This is a genomic window from Chloroflexaceae bacterium (genome assembly GCA_025057155.1).
Lineage (GTDB): Bacteria > Chloroflexota > Chloroflexia > Chloroflexales > Chloroflexaceae > JACAEO01.
This window is the reverse complement of sequence record JANWYD010000013.1, coordinates 68,414-87,507: the sequence shown is the minus strand read 5'-3', so window position 1 is coordinate 87,507 and position 19,094 is coordinate 68,414. Positions and strand designations below refer to the sequence as shown.

The window sequence follows — 19,094 nt, the reverse complement described above, 5'->3', positions numbered from 1 at the left end:
GACTACGCCCTCCCGAACCCTGCGCGCAACCTGGAGGATGACGCTACCGCGGCAGGGTCGTGGGGAAACCTGGTTTCCCCACCCTCCTCCCACCGTTTGGCGAGGGTGCGGAGGACTATGCCTCCCTTTGTCCCTCCAGGACGGCAATGCAGGTATGGACCATATCATAGGAGCGCCATAGAGATGTCTCCCGAAGAACGCATCGCCGAACTGGAACGCCTCAACGCCTGGCTGCAGGAGCAACTGGAGCGCCAGCGGCAGATGAATAGCGAGTTGCGGCGGGCCGTGGCCGACCTTGCCCGCACCTTTCAGGAGTCGCTGGCGGCAGCTTACGAGGCCGGCGAACGCGGCGACATTGAGGCTGTGCGCCGGATCACCCGCGCCAATCAGGCCAACTGGCAGCAGTATCTGCAACGGATCGTGGCTGCCGCCAGCAAGCCGCCGCCAGTGGCCGGAGAACCGTCCGAGTGATGGACGAAGGTTCTCCTGGAAGCGCCGCGCTAACGACCGTCAGGCTGCGCGGTGCGCTGCACCCTGAATGGCAAAGGCGCGGAGAGGTGCGCGTTCATGCCAGGCCCATGAGCACGTCGCGCAGGGCCGCCCGGACGGCCTCGGCAGCGGGACTCCCGTCGGTGTAGATCGCCCCGGCCGCTTCTCTCCGGGCCTGGAAGCGCGTAAAGGCGGGGTTGTGCGCCAGGGTCGCTGTCGACTCCCCACCGGCTACGGCAAGATGTTCCACCGCGGTCAGGCTGTTGGAAAAGACCACATAGTGGTGGATGAGGGCGAAGACAGCGATGGGGCGGGACGCGCCGCCTTCGGCGTAGTAGATCGTTGCCCCTTGCCGCTCGAGGGCGGCGATGGTTTCGCCGCGCGCTTCGCGGGCGGCGCGGTGCCTCTCGAGGAAGGCCAGGGCCTGGGGGTCGTTCTTGGATGCGAAGAGGAACAGCACCTCAGCGTGCTCTAACAAGGACGCGCCGGGATCGGCGCCGCGGAGGCGCGCCGGGTCGGCGCCGCGCACCGCCACGGCGACTTCGCTGCCCAGCCAGGGCGCAATGTGCTCGCGCACGCTTACTCCGAGCAGGGTTTCGATCGGCGCGATCAGGGCGGCGGGTTCGGGCACGCCAAGCCCGTCCTGGAGAACGCTGCGGAGTTGGGCGACTTCGACCACGCCGCCGATATTTGGAGTCGTGGCGGCATAGAGTTGCACGTCGCCAGGGAGCAGTTCCGGGGCGCTCGGGCCGCGTGTGGCCAGCAACAGCCATCCAAAGAGTAGTCCCCCTATTACCACGGCGATGGCGGTGATCGCCAGGCCGCCCGCCAGAGCGTAGCCCAGGCCCCGCTCGCGAGGGGCAGGCGGTGTGACAGTAGACGCGGCAGGCATAGGGAGCTCCGATGAAGGGACAGGCGCCATCTACGTTTCAGGTGTATGGTACCATAATGAAAGCCGCGCCAGTTGCAGTCGGTTCGCAACAGGGCGTCGGGACGCGCCGGAGGGAGCCGAAAAGCGACTACTATGCCCACACGCGCGCTGCCGGTACGCTACGAGTACCACGTGGCGGTCATTCACCCTCAGGATGACAGGTTGCTCCTCCTGCCGGGCGTGGAGGGCTGGCGTCTGCCATACTTTGCCCAGGGCGAGCGCCGGGTCTGGCAAGACGTAGCCCCCGTCAACCAGGGGCTGCGCGAGGTGCTGGGACTCTCCGCGACCACGCTGCGCTGCCTGGCGATTGATTATCAGCGCGAGGCGGAGGTGGTCTCAAAGCTCTACGCAGCGGTCCCTCGCGATCCCTCCTGGCGCCCGCCGCCGGGGGGGCGCTGGGTGGCCCGCGAGGAGATCGGCATCCTGCCGCTGGAGGTGGAAGGCCACCGTCGCCCCCTCACCGAGTGGTTCACCTGGTACGCGGGCGCGCCCCGGCAACGCGCGCCCTGGTATCTGCCGGGCTGGCACGAAGCCGCGACCCGCTGGGCCGCCGCACAGTTGACCAGCGCAGGCATGCCGCCAACGGGACCGGCGGAGCAGTTGCGCTCGTGGCAGCGTTCGGCGATCCTGCGCCTGCCGACCGGAGAAGGCCCGGTGTACCTCAAAGCCGTGCCGCCGATCTTCGCCCACGAACCGGCTCTGACAGCGGCGCTGGCCGCCGCTGACCCCGACCGGTTTCCCCGGCCGGTGGCAGTGGATCCCGCCCGCGGCTGGCTGCTCATGCGCGAATTGCGGGGGCCAACTCTCGATACGCGCTGCGATGATGTGGAGCTGTGGGAACGGGCGCTCGCCGGCTTCGCCGAGGTGCAGATCGCCAGCGCCGCACGGCTGCCGGTCCTGCGCGCCGCCGGGGTTCCTGAACGGCCCCTCGCCACCCTCGCCGCGCGCCTGGCGCCGTTACTGGCCGATCCCGCCGCGGCCATGCCCGCCAGCCCCGCCGGTCTCTCGGCCGATGAGCGCCGCCGCCTGCATGGCCTGGCCGCCCGTCTGGAAGCCCTGACTGCGCGCCTCGCCGCCTATGGCCTGCCCGCGACCCTCGAGCACGGCGACTTCTGGGCCGGGCAGGTGGTGGTGACCGGCGCGGGCTTCGCCTTCCTCGACTGGTCCGATAGCTCGATCAGCCACCCCTTCTTCAGCCCGCTGCTCTTCCTGGTGGAAATCGAAGACTTCTTCCCCCGCCTGCCCGGCGTGCGCGAGCGTTTGCGCGACGCCTACCTGCGCCCCTGGGCCGCCGCGTTCCCCGACCGCGACCTGGTGGCGGCATTTGAACTGGCCCAGCCCCTGGCCGCCCTGCATCACGCCAGCACCTACTACGGCGTGGTGCTGCCCAATATCGAGCTGAAGTGGGAGATGGAGTTGATGCTGCCCTTCTACCTCAAGATGGCCCTGCGCCTGGCGGAGCCGTTGCTGGGAGAAGGGTAAACTCACTCCTCCCCCAGAGTGTCGCGGGCGTCGGGAAAGGTGCTGCTGCGCCGCGGGCGCTGAACGGTGGCGCGGTACAGGGCCAGGCTGGCCTGCATGCGCGCAATGTGCTCGAACTCCTCGGCGTCCTCGATGGCCTGCTCCCGCTCCTTGAGCCGGCTGATGCGCGCCTCAATCTGGCCCAGGCGCAACTTGCGGGCGCACGCCTCGGCCTCGTGGCGGTAGCGCAGCGTCTGGGGGCGTTGCCCGGCCACGGCGAGCAGCCGCAGCGCCGTTTCCCGGAAAGGTTCGTCCTGTCCCTCAGCCCAGGCTTGCACCTCCTCCGGGGTGGCGGGACGCCACGCTGGCGGCAGGGTTGTGAAGTGGCGCCAGAGTTCCCGGTGCAACGGCTCTTCCAGCAGATCTTCAAGCCCGCCTCCAAAGAGACCGCGCATCGAGGGATGGCGCGCCAGACCGGCTTCGAGATAGGCTTCCACCGCGGCGTCCACGCTTGGATGGTAGAGGGCCAGGGCCAGCAGATAGGCTTCGGTGGCTCGCCGGGCGTCAAGGGCAGGGTGCGGGGAAGCGGCGGGCGCGGCGCCGTCCCCGGCAGGGTGGGGAGCCTCGTCGGGGGGCGGCGGGGCGGCGGGGCGCTTCTCGTCGAGCCGGGAGCGGCCTTTGCCCTCGCGGAGGACTGGCCGGCGCGCAGCCGGGTTGCCGCGCAGCAGGTCGAGGATCAGTTCAGCGCGGACGCCGATCACCTGTTCCAGGCGCGACAGATAGACCCGCTGCTGGGTCGCGTCGAGTTCAGCCACCAGCGGCAACAGCCGGTCGAGGGCCAGCCGTTGCTCCTCGGGGCGGCTGAGGTCGAGACCGGCGGTGTAGGCGCTCAGATAGAACTCCATCACCGGCGCGGCCTCGGCCACCAGGCGCTGCCACAGTTTCGGGTCGGCGCGGATCACCTCGTCGGGGTCGCGGCCCTCGGGCATACGGATGATGCGCAGGGCCACGTCGCTCTCCAGGCGCACAATGCCCTGGGCCGTGGCGACCATCCGCCCGTCGGCTTCGGCGCTCTCGCGCAGGGCGTCCAGCCCCTTGAGGGTGGCGCGCTGGCCTGCGGCGTCGGCGTCGAGGGCCAGCAGGACGTTGTGCGACAAACGCTTGAGCAGCGCGACGTGGCCGCGGGTCAGAGCTGTGCCCAGCGGCGCAACCACGTTGCGAAAGCCGTGCTGGTGGGCGCTGATCACGTCAAAGTAGCCTTCGACGACGATCGTGCGGTCCTCGGTGCGGATGGCCTCGCGGGCCAGGTCGAGACCATAGAGCAACTCGCCCTTTTTGAAGACCGGAGTTTCGGGCGAGTTGAGATACTTGGGCTGCCCATCGCCGATGATCCGCCCGCCGAAGCCTACCGTCTCGCCCTTCGCGTTACGGATGGGGAAGATCAGGCGGCTCCGAAAGCGGTCGTAGAATCGCCCGCTCTCATGGCGCACCGCCAGTCCGGCGGCTTCAACCTCTTCGGGCGTGTAACCTTTCTTCTCGGTCAGGTATTCGAGCAGGAAACGCCGCTCATCGGGCGCGTAGCCCAGTTGGAAGGCGTCAACCATCTCCGCGTTGACCTGCCGTTGCTCTAGATAGGCGCGACCCGGTTCGCCCCGCCGGGTAGCCAGCAGGATGTGGTTGAAGACCCGCGCTGCCAGGGCGTTGAGTTCGAGCAGCCGCGCGCGCCGGGCGTCCTCCTGGCGCGCGCTGTCGCTCCGCGGGGCGAGGGTGACGCCCGCGCGGGCGGCCAGCAACTCCAGCGCCCCGCGGAAGTCGAGACCTTGCTTGCGCATCACGAAGTCGAAGACCGTGCCCGAGGCGTGGCAGCCAAAACAGTAGAAGCTCTGCGTTTCAGGGTACACCGTGAAGGCCGGGGTGCGGGTGTTGGGGTGGAAGGGGCAGAAGCCCACGTAGCTGCGCCCCGTGCGGCGCAGCCCCACGCCCATCGAGGTGATCAGTTCCACGATGTCGGTGCGGTTGCGAACGTCGTCAATCTGGTTCATAGCGGTTGGAGGGGGATGAGCAGACCAAGGTTCTTCACCCCCCGCCTGACGGAAGTTTCTCGCCGCTACCCGCCCCAGGTCCGGGGAATAAATACCCGCTTGAAGGTCTCAATCGCGTACCGGTCGGTCATGCTGGCAATGTGGTCAACGACCATGCGCTCGACCGGTTCGCTGCGCTGCTGGTTGATGCGCTGCAATTCTTCGGGGATCTCGTCAGGATGTTTGACATAATATTCGTAGAGCGTTTCGATAATAAAGCGCGCCTTCTCGCTCTCGGCCCTGGCGCGCCGATCCTGGTAGACGGCGCGGAACATAAAATCGCGCAACTGGTTGGTGGCGGCAAGCACGGCTGGACTCATGCCGATCAGTGGCGGGTCAGGCGGGTTCGCCTCGCCGGTGGCCCACCAGTTGAACTGGATCAGGTCGCCGACCATGGTATTGATGCGCTCGCGGTGGCTGCGTCCCAGCACCGCGATGGCCTCGGCGGGCAGATCCTCCTCGCGCAGCACCCCGGCGCGAATAGCGTCGTCAATGTCGTGGTTAATGTAGGCCACGCTATCGCAGATCTTGATCAATTGGCCCTCGAGCGTGCTGGCCGTGCCCCAGGCGGTTGTCATAATGTCGCGACGGGCCTTGGAGTGCAGGTAGATCCCCTCGCGGACGGCGTAGGTCAGGTTGAGACCCTGACCGCCGTGTTCGAGCACCTCAACGATGCGTCGCGACTGTTCGTTGTGGCGGAAGTGGTCGGGGTAGATGCGCGTCAGGGCGGTTTCGCCAGCGTGCCCGAAGGGCGCGTGCCCCAGGTCGTGCCCCAGACCGATGGCCTCGGTCAGATCCTCGTTGAGGCGCAGGGCGCGTGCGACCGTGCGGGCGATCTGCGTCACCTCCAGGGTGTGGGTCAGACGGGTTCGGTAGTGGTCGCCCGGGGGGGCGATGAACACCTGCGTCTTGTGTTTGAGGCGGCGGAAGGATTTGGAGTGCAGGATGCGGTCGCGGTCACGCTGGTAGGCCGGGCGCACCGCGCAGGGCGGCTCGGGGTAGTCACGCACGGCGGCGCTGCTGCGGGCGGCGAAGGTCGAGAGCACCCGGGCTTCGAGGTCTTCCTGGTACTCGCGGGGTGTGCGGATCATGATGCCAGACGTTTTGGGGCCCTGGTCAGCTTCCTGAACGCGAGTTTCTGCGAGAGCGAAGCCCTCCCAGAAACTCTCTTCTCCGACCGCTTGCTCAGGGGAAGATGCCAGATGCGCCACGTATCAGGTCGCAACTGAATTATAGCAAACCCGAATTGGAGGGAGGTGGAGAAACCTGGTTTCCACACGCCCCTGCCTCATGGGAGCGTTCGGGAGGGCAAAGCTCTCCCGGAGGCGCGCCTATCCCGCCTCCGCGGACACAGACGCTGGTGCGAGGGCGCGCCAGAGGCTCAGGCCGGCGCCCGTCAGGGCGTGGATCACCAGCATGGTGGTGAAGTAGAAGCTATGCCCGCTGGCCCGCGCCTCTTCCAGGGTAAAGAAGAGCGTCTCGATGCGCTGGGCGACAAAGAAGGCGAAAAAGTAGAGACAGAAGCAGCAGAACGCCGCCAGCCCCGCTTCCTGCCGGCGGGCGATGATCCAGCCGATGAACAGGGCCGCAGGTGTGGCAAACACCGTCCAGACCAGGGGGCGCACGGCAGCATCGTTGCGCGCGCCACCCGTCGAGGCGAAGTTAAAGGCGGCCCAGCTCACGCCAATGGTGAGAGCCGCGAGCATGATCAACAGCGTGCGGAAATCAAGACGATTGCTCATCGTGTCGTTTCAGGCGACCAGGCAAAGCATCAGCGCAACCTTACCGCTTCCCGGCTGCGCCAGGTCGCAATCCAAAATCCAAAATCGTATCATCCTCGCAAGATTCGCGCGGCCTGCTCCTCCAGGCGCGCGATCTCTGCGCGCTGGCCCGCCTCATCTTCGGCGAGCGCGGCCAGGCGGTTCTCCAGTTCGTTGAGCGTGGCGACGTAGCGCTGGCGCAGGACGCCTTCCTCGCCCTCGCGGCCCAGCGGCTCCAGATTGCTGCGGATCTGCCGCTGGCGTTTGTAGATCTCGTCGCGCTGAAGGCCGAGTTGCTGGAGCTTTTCCCGGGCGGCGTTGATCTGCTGGTAGATCCTGAGCACCGCACCGAGGGCCTTGACAGTAGCCACATCGAGGAGCCGGTCAGCAAGAAACTCGCGCAACTGCTCGCCGGTAAGGCCGCGAACAGACTCGAAGCGGCTCAGCAGCCGTCGCTCGGTCACCGTGAAGCGAATGCGCGCGCGGGGTTCACAGGGCACGCGCCAGCGGGCGAACCCGGCACGCTCCTCCTCAGGCGGGCGCGGCCCGACCACCTCAAAGGCCGGGTTGCGGGCGTGTTCCAGAGTTACCACCACGGCGCGATCAAGGGCGCTGACGAGTTCATAATCGGTGATGCTCGATTCGTGCTCCTCGATCCGCAGATACTCGCCTTCCAGCCTGACGCTGGCGGTACGGCGCTCGCCGCGCCGTTCTTCGGTGACTTCTATCCCCAGCTCCACGGCGTAGGGCACGATGAGTTCATCTCCGGCGCGGGTAAAGGGCAGCACCGCCTCACCAGCGTAATCGCCATTTTCGAGCACTGTCACCGGACCGCGTTCAAGGGTCAGGCCGGTAACGTTGCTGAAGCGCAAAGCGGCAACTGGATGGCGGGGGTGCTTCGCGCCGCTGTAGAGCAATTCGCGCCGGGCGGGCAGGCGCCGGCTGACAATCGGAACCATCGCCGACTGGCCGCGGGCGACGCTCACCGGGTGGGTGATGTGATAGGCAAAGAGCGCGCCGCGCTCGTCGCCGCTGGCGCTCGCGGGTATACCTTCCTCCAGGCGACGGGTCGCCAGGCGCACGGTGGGGGCGAGCGAGGCCGCGTCGGCTTCGGCGTTGCTCTTTGCCATTATCCCCGCGGCCAGCTCCGGCGCGGGGGGCGGCGCTCTGTCAAAGAACAGCGGTCCGGCTACCGTGCGCTCCTCGTCCTCAACCAGCGGGCGCTCGGGGGTGTGGGGCAATGCGAGCCGGTAGCGAAAGGAGATAGGCATACCCGCCATGAGCGTCAACTCGACCTCGCAGAGATCCTCGTCGAGTTGATTATCGAACAGCCCCCAGCCCTGCAACAGCACTTCCGCGGGTGGCGGGGCCGAAGCAGGCTGGTTCAGCCGCTCCTCCTCGTAGAGCAGGCGATAACTCACTCGCCAGGCGGGCGCAGGCGCGATGTAGGCCAGCAGCAGGTCGTGCTCGCCGGGCGAAAGGCGCAGCATGGCGCTCTGGCGCTGCTCTTCGCCGCGAGCGACGCGCAGTGCGTAGCGCAGGTCGCTATCCGCCTGATCGTCGAGCAGATCCAGGTGCGCGAGCTGAACGACCGGCAACACGCGCACCTGCCGCGTTTCGGGCTGGTAGATTGCCAGCGTGGCCCGGCGCAGCGTCATCTCCGGTTCATAGTCCACCCCCAGGAGCAGACCCTCGACCACGCTCTCAGGTCGCTTGTTGCCGCCGTTGAGCGCCACTCGCACGGCGCGGCCGCGCAGATCGCGCAGTAGATCGAGCAAGCGGCGCTCCTCTGAGAGACCGATGCTGACCCGGCCCAGACGCGCCGCCCGATCCTCGGGCGTCTCGAAGTCCACACCGAGTACATAGCCACGGTTGTCAAGCACGATCAGGCTCTTGAGCACATCGTCCGTAGCCTCGCGCGGGAAGCTCAACTCCAGGCGTTCTCCCTGGAAGGATCCGCGGCGCTCAATGTAGCCTACTCCATGCTTGAAGAGCACCAGGCGTGTAATCGGCAATACGGCCATCGGTTGATCCTGCCTGCCGGCAAAGGCTGCTTGCTGCGTTTCCGGGCGACGACTCTCTCAGTTCAATTCCGCCCCACCGGCAGGCGGGCGGAGAAGTCTGGTGTGCCCGCTCTCTTCCACCCGCCTATCAAGGCGCACGGGGTTGTAGGCGGTGTAGGCCAGGCGCGAAAACGCGGCCACGACCGGCGCCATCAGTTCATCGGGCCAGAAGTGCCGCCCCGGAGGCAGAGGCCGGTAGATGTAGATGGCGATGGCATAGGCGCCGTTGGGCGAGCGCACAATGCCCGCGTCAGCCTGCATATCTTCAATCCAGCCGCTCTTATGCTCCACCCTGACCCCTGGCGGCACCCCTGCGACGAGCCGCGTCTGGTCATCGTTGGCGGCGAGATAATCGAGCATCTCCTGGCAGCGAGCGGCGGTCAGGCGCTCGAAGCGTTCCAGAAGCAACCCCTCGTTCGCGGCGCACTGGTCAATCAACTGGTAAAGCCGGGCCATCGAGGCCGGCTCGGCGCGGAGGCAATTCCCATGCTCCGTGTAGGGTTTTTCACCCACGGGGCCCTTCGGCCCGCAGCGAAACTTCGGCTTATACAGCCTGATATAATCTGTCGCCTCGAAGGGGATATACAGATAGGTATGCTTCAGGCCAAGCTTCTCCTGCAGCATGATGCTCATCGCGTCGGCCCCAACGAAAGCGTACTCGGTTCCCCGGCCCCCCGCAGCGGCGGCCAGCAGGTCGTTCGCAGCCAGATTGTCGCTCTCGCCGATCATCTTTGCGAGCAACTCCTGCTCACGCTCGCCGATATCGTCGAGATTGACATACGTGTTGAGCATGATCGCCGTTTTGATGGTGCTGGCCCCGGCAAACACCGTGTGCTCATGGAAGCCGACGCTGGCCCCGGTTTGCAGATCGATGAGCTGAAAGCCAACTACACCCGGCCACTCAGCGGCCAGCGCCTCAACCTCCTCGCGGAGCTGGATCAGTGGCGCCCGCGGCGGCGTCGCGTCCTCGCTCAGCGTCAGAGTGAAGGGGCCCGCGTCGCCGGCGGCAAGACCCTGGCCGATCCGGGCCACGGCAGCGTCAACTTCGAGGATGCGTCCGGGGGTAAACCCGAAGCTCCGTGAGAGCGCCTCGGTGGAGGTGATGACGTGAATAGTCGGCGGCACGGCGACTTCGGCGGCCAGCGCCGCGATCTCCCTGCGGAGGGCCGCCTGATCGTAGTCGAAGGCTGCCGAAACCGTGACGGGCGTTGAGCCGGCCAGGGCCGGCGCGGCGCGGGTGAGCAGTTCTTCTACCGGCACTGTCAGCCCGATCAGCTCTGCGCCAAGCGACCGACGCAGCGATCCTACCCGCACCTCGATTTCCGGCGGGACGCTGAGCGCCGCGCGGAGGCGCCGCTCGGCCTGGTCCAACGTCAGACCGGCCACGGTGATCCCCGCGACGGTGGTTCCGGTGGCGAAGACGGGGGTTGGCGTGGGAGCAGAGGCTTTCAAGACGGCAACGGCCGTCCCAGGCTGGCCGGCAGGTGCAGAGGGGTCCCGCTGCGACGCAACAGGGGCGCAGTTTGCGACCAGCGCCAGACAGAGCAAACTGATCGCGGCGAAACGTGGCCAGGTCATGCGTAATCCCCGGTGGTAAAGGTCAGGTGTCAGGCTCCAGGTAGAACGTCAGCGGGTAACCGGCCTCCCGAGCGGCATGGTGGGCGTTGTACACTCGTTCCCGCGCCTCTTCATACGGCAAGGTCGCCACATGGGCTCGCCCTTCGTAATGAGCTGTCAGCATCACCACTACCGCCCGGTTGAAGCTCAGTCCGAAAAAGACGCGGAGGACGGTGACGACGAAATCCATCGGCGTCACATCATCGTTCTCGATAATCACCCGGTAGGGTTTCTCCAGGTCCTCGCGCTCGGCGACTTTGAAGGTAAGATTGGGGATGACGTGAACGTCCGGGTCCTGTGTGGTCACGTCAACACCTCCGTGGGCGCCGGCCCTTGCGGCGAATATCGCCACGTAGTATAGCATATCCCTTACCACTTTACCGGGAACAGGGCTGATGCAAAGTCTGCCTCCAGCGGAGGGATCGGGCCGGCGTAATCGCTCGATACGGCCATTTCTCGTTGATTCTGGCAGCTACGCCGCCAGAGCCAACGAAAACCTGGGGTTTGGGGCAGGCTCCGGAGACTCTGCACCAGCCGTTTTACCGGGAAGGTCTCCTCTTGCACAAAGCGCCGGCTGCGTATATCATTCACGGCGTTACAGACCGAATGGCGCGTGACGACGTGGTGCCGCGCCGGCGCCGATGATGGGAGGTGAAAACCGTGGACCGTTTTGAATTGCTTGCCGCGCTTGAGGAAGGATTGAAGAACGGGCGTATTTCGCCCCAGACCGCCGCCTACATTGCCGCCGAATTGTTTGGTGTTGACGCCTACGAAACGGGCTATCACGAATGGGACACGCTTTCTCCGCCGTCTGAGGAGCCCGAGCCGGCCCTGTCCGCCGATTAGTTCCGTTGCCTCCACCGGTGAGGATGCCGTGTGGCGGCCAGACTCCCTACCTTACCTGGGATGATTCTGCGGTGGCAAGAACAGGCGACCGGAGGCTGATTGGAGGCGCCATAGTGTCAGGGGCGCAACGTGCGCTCCCCCCTATCAGCAGGAGTTATGCGCACAGCGCCGCAGACGGCCTGCGGTTGATTGTTGAGGGCATAGAGTGCGTCAGGGACTGGCCTGGCCTCTGTGCCCTTTTCGTGTTCTGGATACAAGGGGGTTCCGGGTGACTATTCTCGACCTGGTGCGACTGAACCTGCTCTCGCCGATGGTGCTTGCGTTCGTGCTGGGGGGAATCGCCACGCTGGTCCACAGCGATCTCAAGTTTCCCGAGGAGTTGTATGTCGGTCTATCAATTTACCTCTTGCTGGCCATTGGCTTGAAGGGCGGCGCGGCTCTCTCCGAGACGCCGTTCTCCGTCATCCTATGGCCGGCTCTGGCAACCCTGGCCCTGGGATTGATCATTCCGGTAGTGGCCTATGTCATACTCCGCCGCCTGGGCCGCTTTGAGATCGCCGATGCGGCGGCCCTGGCCGCTCATTACGGCTCGGTCTCCGCAGTGACCTTCGCCGCTGTGCAAACCTTCCTGGAAGCGCTGAAGGTGCCGTATGAAGGCTTTACTCCCACCCTGGTCGCGATACTGGAGGTGCCGGCGATTGTTGTGGCCCTGCTGATCGCCCGCGTAGCGATGGGACATGGAGGCGGTTGGGGCGAGGTATTCCGTGAACTGCTGGCCGGTAAGAGCATTCTCTTGCTTCTGGGCGGGCTGGTAATAGGCCTTCTCTCTGGACAGACGGGTTTGAAGCAGGTTGCGCCTCTGTTTGTGGATCCCTTCAAAGGTGCGTTGACGCTCTTCCTGCTCGAAATGGGCATGGTCGCCGCGCGACGGTTGAGTGATCTGCGCAAGGTAGGCTTGTTTCTGGTAGCCTTTGGCATTCTGATGCCAATTGCTTCGGGCATCGCCGGCATCTGGCTCGGCAGTCTGACCGGTCTCTCGCCCGGAGGTGCGGTGGTGCTGGGCACCCTCGCGGCCAGCGCCTCCTACATCGCCGCCCCCGCCGCCGTGCGTATCGCCTTGCCTCAGGCCAACCCGAGCTATTACCTGACCGCCTCGCTGGCGATCACCTTTCCGTTTAATCTGGCCTTCGGCATTCCGCTCTACTACAGCTTATCAAACCTGTTCTATTAGTGCTACAATGAAAACCATCCCCTGAGGGGCGCTTCGGAGGGGCGAAGTCCCTCTGAACGCCTCGTTTCAGGCGACGTCTCGTTGCACAATTGCTGCTGCGGTGAGGCTTCGCTCGCGAAGGGGAGGCGCGGAGGGGGCCGGCCTCTCCTGAAAGCCCGTTCCGTACCATCGTGGAGGAGGCGCCCGGTGCACAAACTTAAGCTGGTAACCATCGTCGCTGAGGCGCTGCTGGAAGAGCGCCTGTTACGCGAACTTCGGCAACTCGGCGCCAGAGGCTACACGCTGGTGATGGCCCGTGGCGAGGGAACGCGAGGCGTGCACGCCAGCAGTTGGGAAGGTCCCAATCTGCGTATCGAGACCCTGGTCTCGCCCGAGGTCGCCGAGCGGATCATGACCTACGTGGCCGATCACTACTTTGCCGATTATGCTGTCATCGTCTATTGTATGGATGCCGAGGTGATCCGTGGCGAGAAGTATCTCTGAGGCGGCTAAAAACGCCCCCGCAGACACTCTGCGGGGGCGCCGTCCGATCGGCAAACCCGCCTCGGGCGAGGCGGGTCGCCTGGCTGAACAAACTGTCATGATGCCCTGTCGCCCACCGTCGTCGCCGGTGTGGGGTTTGCGGCAGACTGGTCGCCTTCAGGCCTCGTCCCTGTCCGGGTGATTGACAATTGCTCATCTGCCAGGGTGTATGGATGACCAGTCATTGCATTGACGTTTCTCCCCCTGGCGCATACCATGAGCGCAAATGACAAAAGTTGATAGAGATGGTTCGCGTTCCTTGTTGGATTGATAGAACGCGAACCAGTTTTTTTGCCCCACGGGGAAACCCGGTTTTCCTGCCTGCCAATCCGGATCAGGGCGGATGGCGCCCGCCGGAGCGGGGGCAGCGGGCGACCTGTTGGTCCTCCTCCTGCAACCGGCCGCGTTCAATAGGGAAAAAAGTCAGCAGGAAGCAGATGCGCGCCGGACAGGTCCGCGCGCACGGATGTAGCGTCGCGGATGACCGAGCTAATAACGGCCTCGATCCACCGGTCGCCGGCCCGCCAGCGCACAATGTCCCCTGGTCGGAGATCGTAGTGTTCGGGGCGGGTAAAGCTCTCGCTGCAGTCAATCAGCAGTCCCGAGGTTTCGAGCCGGTCCACTGGCAGATCGGTGTAGCGATAGCCGTAGTTGCGCCGGTAGACGCTTACCGTGATCAAGGAAGGCGGTGACATGACATCGTGTGAACGATGGTTGATCGGGCTCCCTCCACCGCCATACGGCAATGGAGATTGGCAAACCTCACCCGGAGAGACAGCATCGCGGAGGGCGTAGCCCTCCGCGCCTGGATAACCTTGCCTGGTAGCCGGGTTGCCAGCCGCCGAGCAGACCGTGCACCGGCGCCCATTGCTCGTGTACCTTCCCCCTCGCAGGTGATACGTTACTTCCCGACGCCGCTTTGTTCCTTGTTCGTACTGATGCCAAAAACGGAGTATAAAGGGCAGAAGCCTACGGCGGCGGTGGTGAGCATCGCCAGCGCCAGCAGCGCCGGTATGATCTGCCAGACGCCCGCGGAAGGGGCAAACAGGGCTATCAGCCCGAACACCGCTGTGAGCACCAGACGGATGTCGCGGTCGGACGTGCCGAGGTTCTGGGGCATAGAAGCGCTCCTTGTGCATGACTTCACGATTTTGTGTCACACGAGGATACCACGGATAGTCGCTGGTGAAAGGTAAAGGACTGCTACGTTGTGTAAAGAGGTGACTACGCGGCAGGCGTCTGCGTTCCTCTGCGCCCCCTCCGGTGCGCAGGAGGCCGGCAGCTCTCAGCGCGATCGTCAGTCAGCCAGCGGGGAAGAGAAGGGTGCAGCCCTCGCGTGCCCGCCCTGCCGCGCTGCGGCAATTCTATGCTACAATAGGGGCGTTTCCGCACCACAGAGGCTCTGGCCAAAGCGATGAGCAACGTAATGTCTGATCGCCCTGACACCAGTTCCGATGTTTTCGGGCTTGATGCCGTGCGCGAAGTGCTGCGCCTGATCCACGAGACGGATATCTCAGAGTTGTTGATCGAGCGTGGCGACGCCAAACTGCACGTCAAGCGCGGCGTGCCTCCGCAGCCGTCCCAGTCTTTTCCTGTGGCGCCGATCCTGCCGACGACGCTGCCTTCGCCCCTGCCGAGTGCGCCGCTACAGCCGGTGTTCCAGTCCGCCCCGGCGCCGGAAGGTCCGCCCGTCGAGACGCCCGCGGGGCATACGGTGCTCGCGCCGATGGTTGGCACGTTCTACGCCGCGCCCTCGCCTAAGGATGCGCCTTTCGTTCAGGAGGGTGATGAAGTGCGCATCGGGGATACGATCGGCATCATCGAAGCCATGAAGATGATGAATGAGATCGAAGCCGATGCCGCCGGCCGTATCGCGCGGATCCTGGTGAAAAACGGCCAGCCGGTTGAGTATGGCCAGCCGCTTATGGTTATCGAGCCGCTCTAAGCCGCACACGGGTCGCCCATGACAGATGTGTGCGGCACGCATCCGGTATCGGTCGCCCGGCCCCCCGCATGTACCAGGCCCTTTCCGTCAGCGAGTTGAACAATTACCTCCGTGAACTGCTCGAAACCAACCCGCTCCTTAGCGATGTGTGGGTCGAGGGCGAAATCTCGGAGTTCAAGCGGCATGCCGCTTCCGGTCACTGCTATTTTAGCCTCAAAGACTCGCAGGCGCTGCTCCGCGCGGTCATGTGGCGCTCGGCCGCCGCGCGTCTCGGCGCCCTGCCGCAACCCGGCGAGGCCGTCCTGGTGCATGGCTATGTGTCAATCTATCCCCAACGCGGCGATCTGCAACTGTACGCCGACATGCTCCTGCCTGCGGGCGTCGGCGTCCTCCATGCCCGCTTTGAAGAATTGAAGGCCCGTCTTGCCGCCGAGGGCCTCTTCAATCTCGAGCGCAAGCGCCCCTTGCCCGCTCGTCCTCGCCGCATCGGCATCGTGACCGCCCCCCAGAGCGCGGCGTTGCACGATATGCTCACCATCCTCGGCCGCCGTTGTCCGCTGGTCGAAGTGCTGGTGGCGCCCTGTCTGGTCCAGGGCGAACGGGCGCCGGACAGTATCGTCGCGGCCCTTACCAGCCTGTTTCAGGCTGAAGTGGACGTGATCATTGTGGCGCGGGGCGGCGGTTCGCTCGAAGATCTGTGGTCGTTCAACGATGAGGCCGTGGCGCGTGCCGTGTTCGCCAGTCCCGTGCCGGTCATCACCGGCGTCGGGCACGAGACCGATACGACCATTGTTGACCTGGTCGCGGATCGGCGCGCTCCGACCCCATCCGCCGCCGCCGAACTGGTCGTGCCCGACCTGCCGGAACTCCTCGCTGAAGTGGCCGGCGCCCGCGCGCGCCTCGATGCGGCCGTAAGCGCCATCCTGGCCCTCCGCCGTAGTCAGGTGGCCGAAGCCTCCCGCTTCGTCGAGCGCCATGCCCCTCTCCGGAGACTGGATCGCGAGCGTCAACAGGTGGACGACCTGCTTCGCCGACTGGAACGCTCCGTAAGCGCCGCCGTTCAGTTGCGGAGCGTCGCCCTCGCCGGTCTCGCCGGACGACTCCAGATCCTCAGTCCCCGCGCCACCCTGGCCCGTGGCTACGCCGTGGCGCGCCGTGCCGATACCGGCCAGGTGCTTACCGATCCGCTCCAGGCCCCTCCCACCACACCGTTGACGATAACCCTGCGCGATGGTGAGTTGCGCGCTACGGCAGATGAGGCAGGTTAATAGTACAATGAGATTTCCCCGTAGGGAGTCTCGGGGGTTAAACTCCCGCCGCAAGCCTCTTTCCGGTGTGGCGCGGAGAAGCCACGCCGCACCGGCAAGGGAAATCGTATGGGGGCTTGTGACCCCCGCATCCCTCGCCGAAGGGCGTTGCGCTCCTGATCTCTGGCAGCAATGCGGAGCAGTGCATGAACGCGCAAACACCGATGGAAACCTATGAGACCCTCTACGCGCGCCTCCAGCAGGTGGTCGCGCGGCTCGAAGCGGGTGAACTCCCCCTTGAAGAGACCCTGGAACTGTACGAGCAGGGTGTTCGCCTTGCCGCCGAGTGCCAGCGCCTGCTCGACGCCGCCGAGTTGCGCGTGCGCCAGTTGCAACTCGCGGAACCGAGTCCTGATCTACTGGCCTGAGAGTCACGGTGCGTATCCAAGAACGCTATCATCGCTATCCGCGCCTCGTCACTGCCGCGATTGCCTGGCTCTCGGCGCTGCTGGTCGTGTTCGCGATGGTGAATCTCGGCGCGACGCTCCTGCGTGGCCTGTGGGGCATCTATGGTCGTAATGATGCCTGGCTCGCCACCGTTCCCTGGTTGCGACCGGTGGTGACCTGGATCGCCAGCGGCTCCGGCGCTCCCGTGACGAGTATCTGGGACCTGGCGCCCACTCTGTTCGGGCCACTGGTCTGGGCGGCGCTGGCCCTGTTTGTGGCACTGATGCTCCGCAATGCCTTTCCGGCTATACGCACCAGTCACCAGGGCTTGCTCGTAGAGTTCGCCGGTAGCTGGCTGCCCGTCCCCTGGGAACATCTGGCTACGCTAAAGGTCACCAGTGATCTGGCCGGTGAACGCTTCGTCGTCCTCGTCGAAACCAGCCCGCGCGATCTGACCGCCTGGCATCGCCTCTACAGCTTCCTGTACCGTTTCAGCTGGCAACCAGGGTTCTACATAACCTCCAATATCAACGAGTTCGAGACCCTGATCAAGACCATCCTCGATGAGAACCGTCGCGTGGCTCGAGCCATCGAAGGCGTTCAGGAAGTGCGTCTCCAGGAAGAGGCGCGATCGCCCCTTTTTCAACTGATCCTCGGTCCCGGGGCCTTTTTCAGCCGCCCGGAAACGCTCCCCGCAGAGCAGCCGCCCCCGCCGGGCGCTCCGGTGCGCGCGGTCTACCCCTTGCGCGTGACAGCCGTCCTCACCACGGTCGTCGCGCTGTTTGCCGCCGGGGCGATCTGGAGCTATCTGGGCTACTGGGTGCGCTTCCTGGCGCTCATGCTGCCCCCGGTGCGGAACATCCCCCCCTTCCGCTGGACCTACGGCGATGCGGGCTATGTCGAGCTGTACAATGCCTACCGGACGCGCGCCGTTCCGCTGTTTGGCGTCGAGGGGCGCCCCGATCTCCCGGCGCCCTGGTGGGTGCTGGTCGCCGCCCATCTGATGCTGCTGGTTGCCATCCCGCTGATCCTGTGGCTCCTTGGTCTCCTGCCGGATCTCGAGTCACGCGAAGAGGGCTTGCTGATCCATCCTCGCTTCCGTCGTCCCTGGCGACTCATCCCCTGGAGCCGTGTGCTGGCCTTCAAGGCGACGGAAGTGTCGGAACAGAGTGCGGTGCTGCTGCTCCAGGTTCGCGGCCGTCCGGGCAGCCGTTTGACCAGTCTGCTCTACGATGGCACTCTGGCGCCAGGCACGCTGATCACGTCGGCCATAGGGATGTTCCGGCCCCTCGTGAGCGATATGTTGCAGCGTCTCGTGCGCCTCGAGCAGGCTGGCGGCACGCCCATCCTGCAACAGGAAGCGCGCTCATGGCTCTTCTGGCTGGCCCTGGGCCGCCGTCCCGCTCTTGATGCGCTGGTGGTCGAAGCCCGGGCCGACGCGACAACGAAGCAGCTCGCGGCTTCGTGGTTGTGGCCCGCTGCCCGCGCCATGGCCATCCTGGCGCTGATGCCCGCCCTGTTGCTGCTGATGCATGGCCTCCTGGGCGATCGGGTTCCCACACCTGGATTGGCGCTGGGCGTGCTGGCGCTCTGGGTGCTGGGAGTCGCGGAGTGGCCGCTGGTGGCTCTCGCCACCATCCTGCTCGACGAGCGCACTGGCGGCGGCGAAGAGGACTATCGCGCCCTGGCGCTCTATCCCCGTAGCCAGATGCCACGCGTCCTGCCCCTGCTGGGCGCGTTTCTGCTGCTTGTTGTCGGCGCGCCGGTACTGCCAGTGCTCGCCTGGGTCGGCGCTATTGTCTGGGCCTACTGGCTCACCGCCGGGCTGTGCGAGGCGCTCTATGAGTGGCGCGGAAGCCAGGCGCTGTTGGGCGGGTTGCTCCCCGTTCTCTGGCAGTTGCTGCTGCTAATCGCCTTCCTCGTCCTCACCAGGTAAGCACGGCCCCCATGCTATAATGCCGCCGCCAATCCGCATGAGGAGGTGATCCATGCAGCGGACCGTAATTAGCACCGAGCGCGCCCCGGCCGCCATCGGCCCCTACTCGCAGGCCATTGTAGCGGGCAACCTGATTTTTCTGTCGGGACAATTACCGATCAATAGCTCTACGGGGGAATTGATCGATGGCGATATTGCTGCGATGACGCGCCAGATCTTTCGCAATATCGAAACGGTCCTCGCCGCTGCCGGCAGCACCCTGAGCAAGGTAGTCAAGGTGACGGTGTTCATGACTGATTTGAACGATTTCCAGGAAATGAACGCGGCCTACAGCGAGTTCTTTCCGCACGATCCGCCCGCGCGCTCGACGGTGCAGGTCGCGCGTCTGCCCCGTGACGCGCGGATTGAGATTGAGGTCATCGCGCTGGTGTAATCGCCAGCCAGCGGACCTGATCTTCCCGCGGCCCGGCAGGCCGGGCCGCAACTCTGTGCGTCCTCCCACGGTACAGAGGTGGAAC

Annotated in this window: 19 protein-coding genes; 10 read left to right on the top strand and 9 right to left on the bottom strand. The window is 65.3% G+C overall.

Translation table 11 applies throughout. The annotated features are described in order from the left end of the window. Positions 1-183 precede the first annotated feature (183 nt). Positions 184-471, top strand: coding sequence for a DUF2203 domain-containing protein (locus NZU74_13290; GenBank protein MCS6882301.1), 288 nt, complete (start codon positions 184-186; stop codon positions 469-471). A gap of 94 nt (positions 472-565) precedes the next feature. Here NZU74_13290 and NZU74_13285 read toward each other — a convergent pair whose 3' ends face one another. Beyond that, positions 566-1,381 (bottom strand): DUF3352 domain-containing protein, encoded by an 816-nt coding sequence (locus NZU74_13285; GenBank protein MCS6882300.1) that lies wholly within the window; start codon positions 1,379-1,381, stop codon positions 566-568. 132 nt (positions 1,382-1,513) lie between these two features. Here NZU74_13285 and NZU74_13280 point away from each other — a divergent pair, with 132 nt between their 5' ends. Then, positions 1,514-2,902 carry a phosphotransferase gene (locus NZU74_13280; GenBank protein MCS6882299.1) on the top strand — a complete coding sequence of 463 codons (1,389 nt, stop codon included), beginning with the start codon at positions 1,514-1,516 and terminating at the stop codon, positions 2,900-2,902. Positions 2,903-2,904: 2 nt separating this feature from the next. Here the strand turns inward: NZU74_13280 and dnaG are convergent, their stop codons facing one another. From dnaG to NZU74_13250, 6 genes are all read right to left on the bottom strand, one after another. Beyond that, positions 2,905-4,923: a DNA primase gene (gene dnaG, locus NZU74_13275; protein ID MCS6882298.1), complete on the bottom strand. Its 2,019-nt coding sequence runs from the start codon at positions 4,921-4,923 to the stop codon at positions 2,905-2,907. 65 nt (positions 4,924-4,988) lie between these two features. Beyond that, positions 4,989-6,053 carry a deoxyguanosinetriphosphate triphosphohydrolase gene (locus tag NZU74_13270; GenBank protein MCS6882297.1) on the bottom strand — a complete coding sequence of 355 codons (1,065 nt, stop codon included), beginning with the start codon at positions 6,051-6,053 and terminating at the stop codon, positions 4,989-4,991. 240 nt (positions 6,054-6,293) lie between these two features. Then, positions 6,294-6,704: a hypothetical protein gene (locus NZU74_13265; protein MCS6882296.1), complete on the bottom strand. Its 411-nt coding sequence runs from the start codon at positions 6,702-6,704 to the stop codon at positions 6,294-6,296. An 89-nt stretch (positions 6,705-6,793) separates the two neighbouring features. Continuing rightward, on the bottom strand, positions 6,794-8,746 hold the full coding sequence (locus tag NZU74_13260; GenBank protein ID MCS6882295.1) for a hypothetical protein: 1,953 nt from the start codon (positions 8,744-8,746) through the stop codon (positions 6,794-6,796). A 57-nt stretch (positions 8,747-8,803) separates the two neighbouring features. Then, positions 8,804-10,363 (bottom strand): class A beta-lactamase-related serine hydrolase, encoded by a 1,560-nt coding sequence (locus NZU74_13255; protein MCS6882294.1) that lies wholly within the window; start codon positions 10,361-10,363, stop codon positions 8,804-8,806. Between the two features lie 22 nt (positions 10,364-10,385). Then, positions 10,386-10,709 carry an ATP-dependent Clp protease adaptor ClpS gene (locus NZU74_13250; protein MCS6882293.1) on the bottom strand — a complete coding sequence of 108 codons (324 nt, stop codon included), beginning with the start codon at positions 10,707-10,709 and terminating at the stop codon, positions 10,386-10,388. Between the two features lie 353 nt (positions 10,710-11,062). On the opposite strand from NZU74_13250, the gene NZU74_13245 reads away from it, so the two are divergent. The 3 genes from NZU74_13245 (at position 11,063) to NZU74_13235 (ending at position 12,962) form a co-directional block, all read left to right on the top strand. Then, positions 11,063-11,248 (top strand): hypothetical protein, encoded by a 186-nt coding sequence (locus NZU74_13245; protein MCS6882292.1) that lies wholly within the window; start codon positions 11,063-11,065, stop codon positions 11,246-11,248. A 268-nt stretch (positions 11,249-11,516) separates the two neighbouring features. Continuing rightward, positions 11,517-12,479, top strand: coding sequence for a sodium-dependent bicarbonate transport family permease (locus tag NZU74_13240; protein MCS6882291.1), 963 nt, complete (start codon positions 11,517-11,519; stop codon positions 12,477-12,479). A 186-nt stretch (positions 12,480-12,665) separates the two neighbouring features. Next, positions 12,666-12,962, top strand: a complete 297-nt coding sequence (locus NZU74_13235) for a transcriptional regulator (protein ID MCS6882290.1) — start codon at positions 12,666-12,668, stop codon at positions 12,960-12,962. Positions 12,963-13,408: 446 nt separating this feature from the next. On the opposite strand, the gene NZU74_13230 is transcribed toward NZU74_13235, so the two are convergent. Next, entirely contained in the window at positions 13,409-13,696 is a 288-nt protein-coding gene (locus NZU74_13230) for a hypothetical protein (protein MCS6882289.1), read from the bottom strand. A gap of 206 nt (positions 13,697-13,902) precedes the next feature. Then, a complete protein-coding gene (locus NZU74_13225; protein ID MCS6882288.1) occupies positions 13,903-14,121 on the bottom strand; it encodes a DUF2892 domain-containing protein in 219 nt (72 codons plus the stop codon). A gap of 306 nt (positions 14,122-14,427) precedes the next feature. Between NZU74_13225 and accB the strand changes: the two genes are divergently transcribed. From accB to NZU74_13200, 5 genes are all read left to right on the top strand, one after another. Continuing rightward, the gene (accB, locus tag NZU74_13220; protein MCS6882287.1) at positions 14,428-14,946 is read left to right on the top strand and encodes an acetyl-CoA carboxylase biotin carboxyl carrier protein; all 519 of its coding nucleotides are present in this window, start codon (positions 14,428-14,430) and stop codon (positions 14,944-14,946) included. A 29-nt stretch (positions 14,947-14,975) separates the two neighbouring features. Then, the gene (xseA, locus tag NZU74_13215; GenBank protein ID MCS6882286.1) at positions 14,976-16,214 is read left to right on the top strand and encodes an exodeoxyribonuclease VII large subunit; all 1,239 of its coding nucleotides are present in this window, start codon (positions 14,976-14,978) and stop codon (positions 16,212-16,214) included. Between the two features lie 185 nt (positions 16,215-16,399). Beyond that, on the top strand, positions 16,400-16,621 hold the full coding sequence (xseB, locus tag NZU74_13210) for an exodeoxyribonuclease VII small subunit (GenBank protein ID MCS6882285.1): 222 nt from the start codon (positions 16,400-16,402) through the stop codon (positions 16,619-16,621). An 8-nt stretch (positions 16,622-16,629) separates the two neighbouring features. Beyond that, positions 16,630-18,576, top strand: coding sequence for a hypothetical protein (locus NZU74_13205; protein ID MCS6882284.1), 1,947 nt, complete (start codon positions 16,630-16,632; stop codon positions 18,574-18,576). Positions 18,577-18,628: 52 nt separating this feature from the next. Beyond that, positions 18,629-19,009 (top strand): RidA family protein, encoded by a 381-nt coding sequence (locus NZU74_13200; protein MCS6882283.1) that lies wholly within the window; start codon positions 18,629-18,631, stop codon positions 19,007-19,009. The last annotated feature ends 85 nt before the right edge of the window (positions 19,010-19,094 follow it).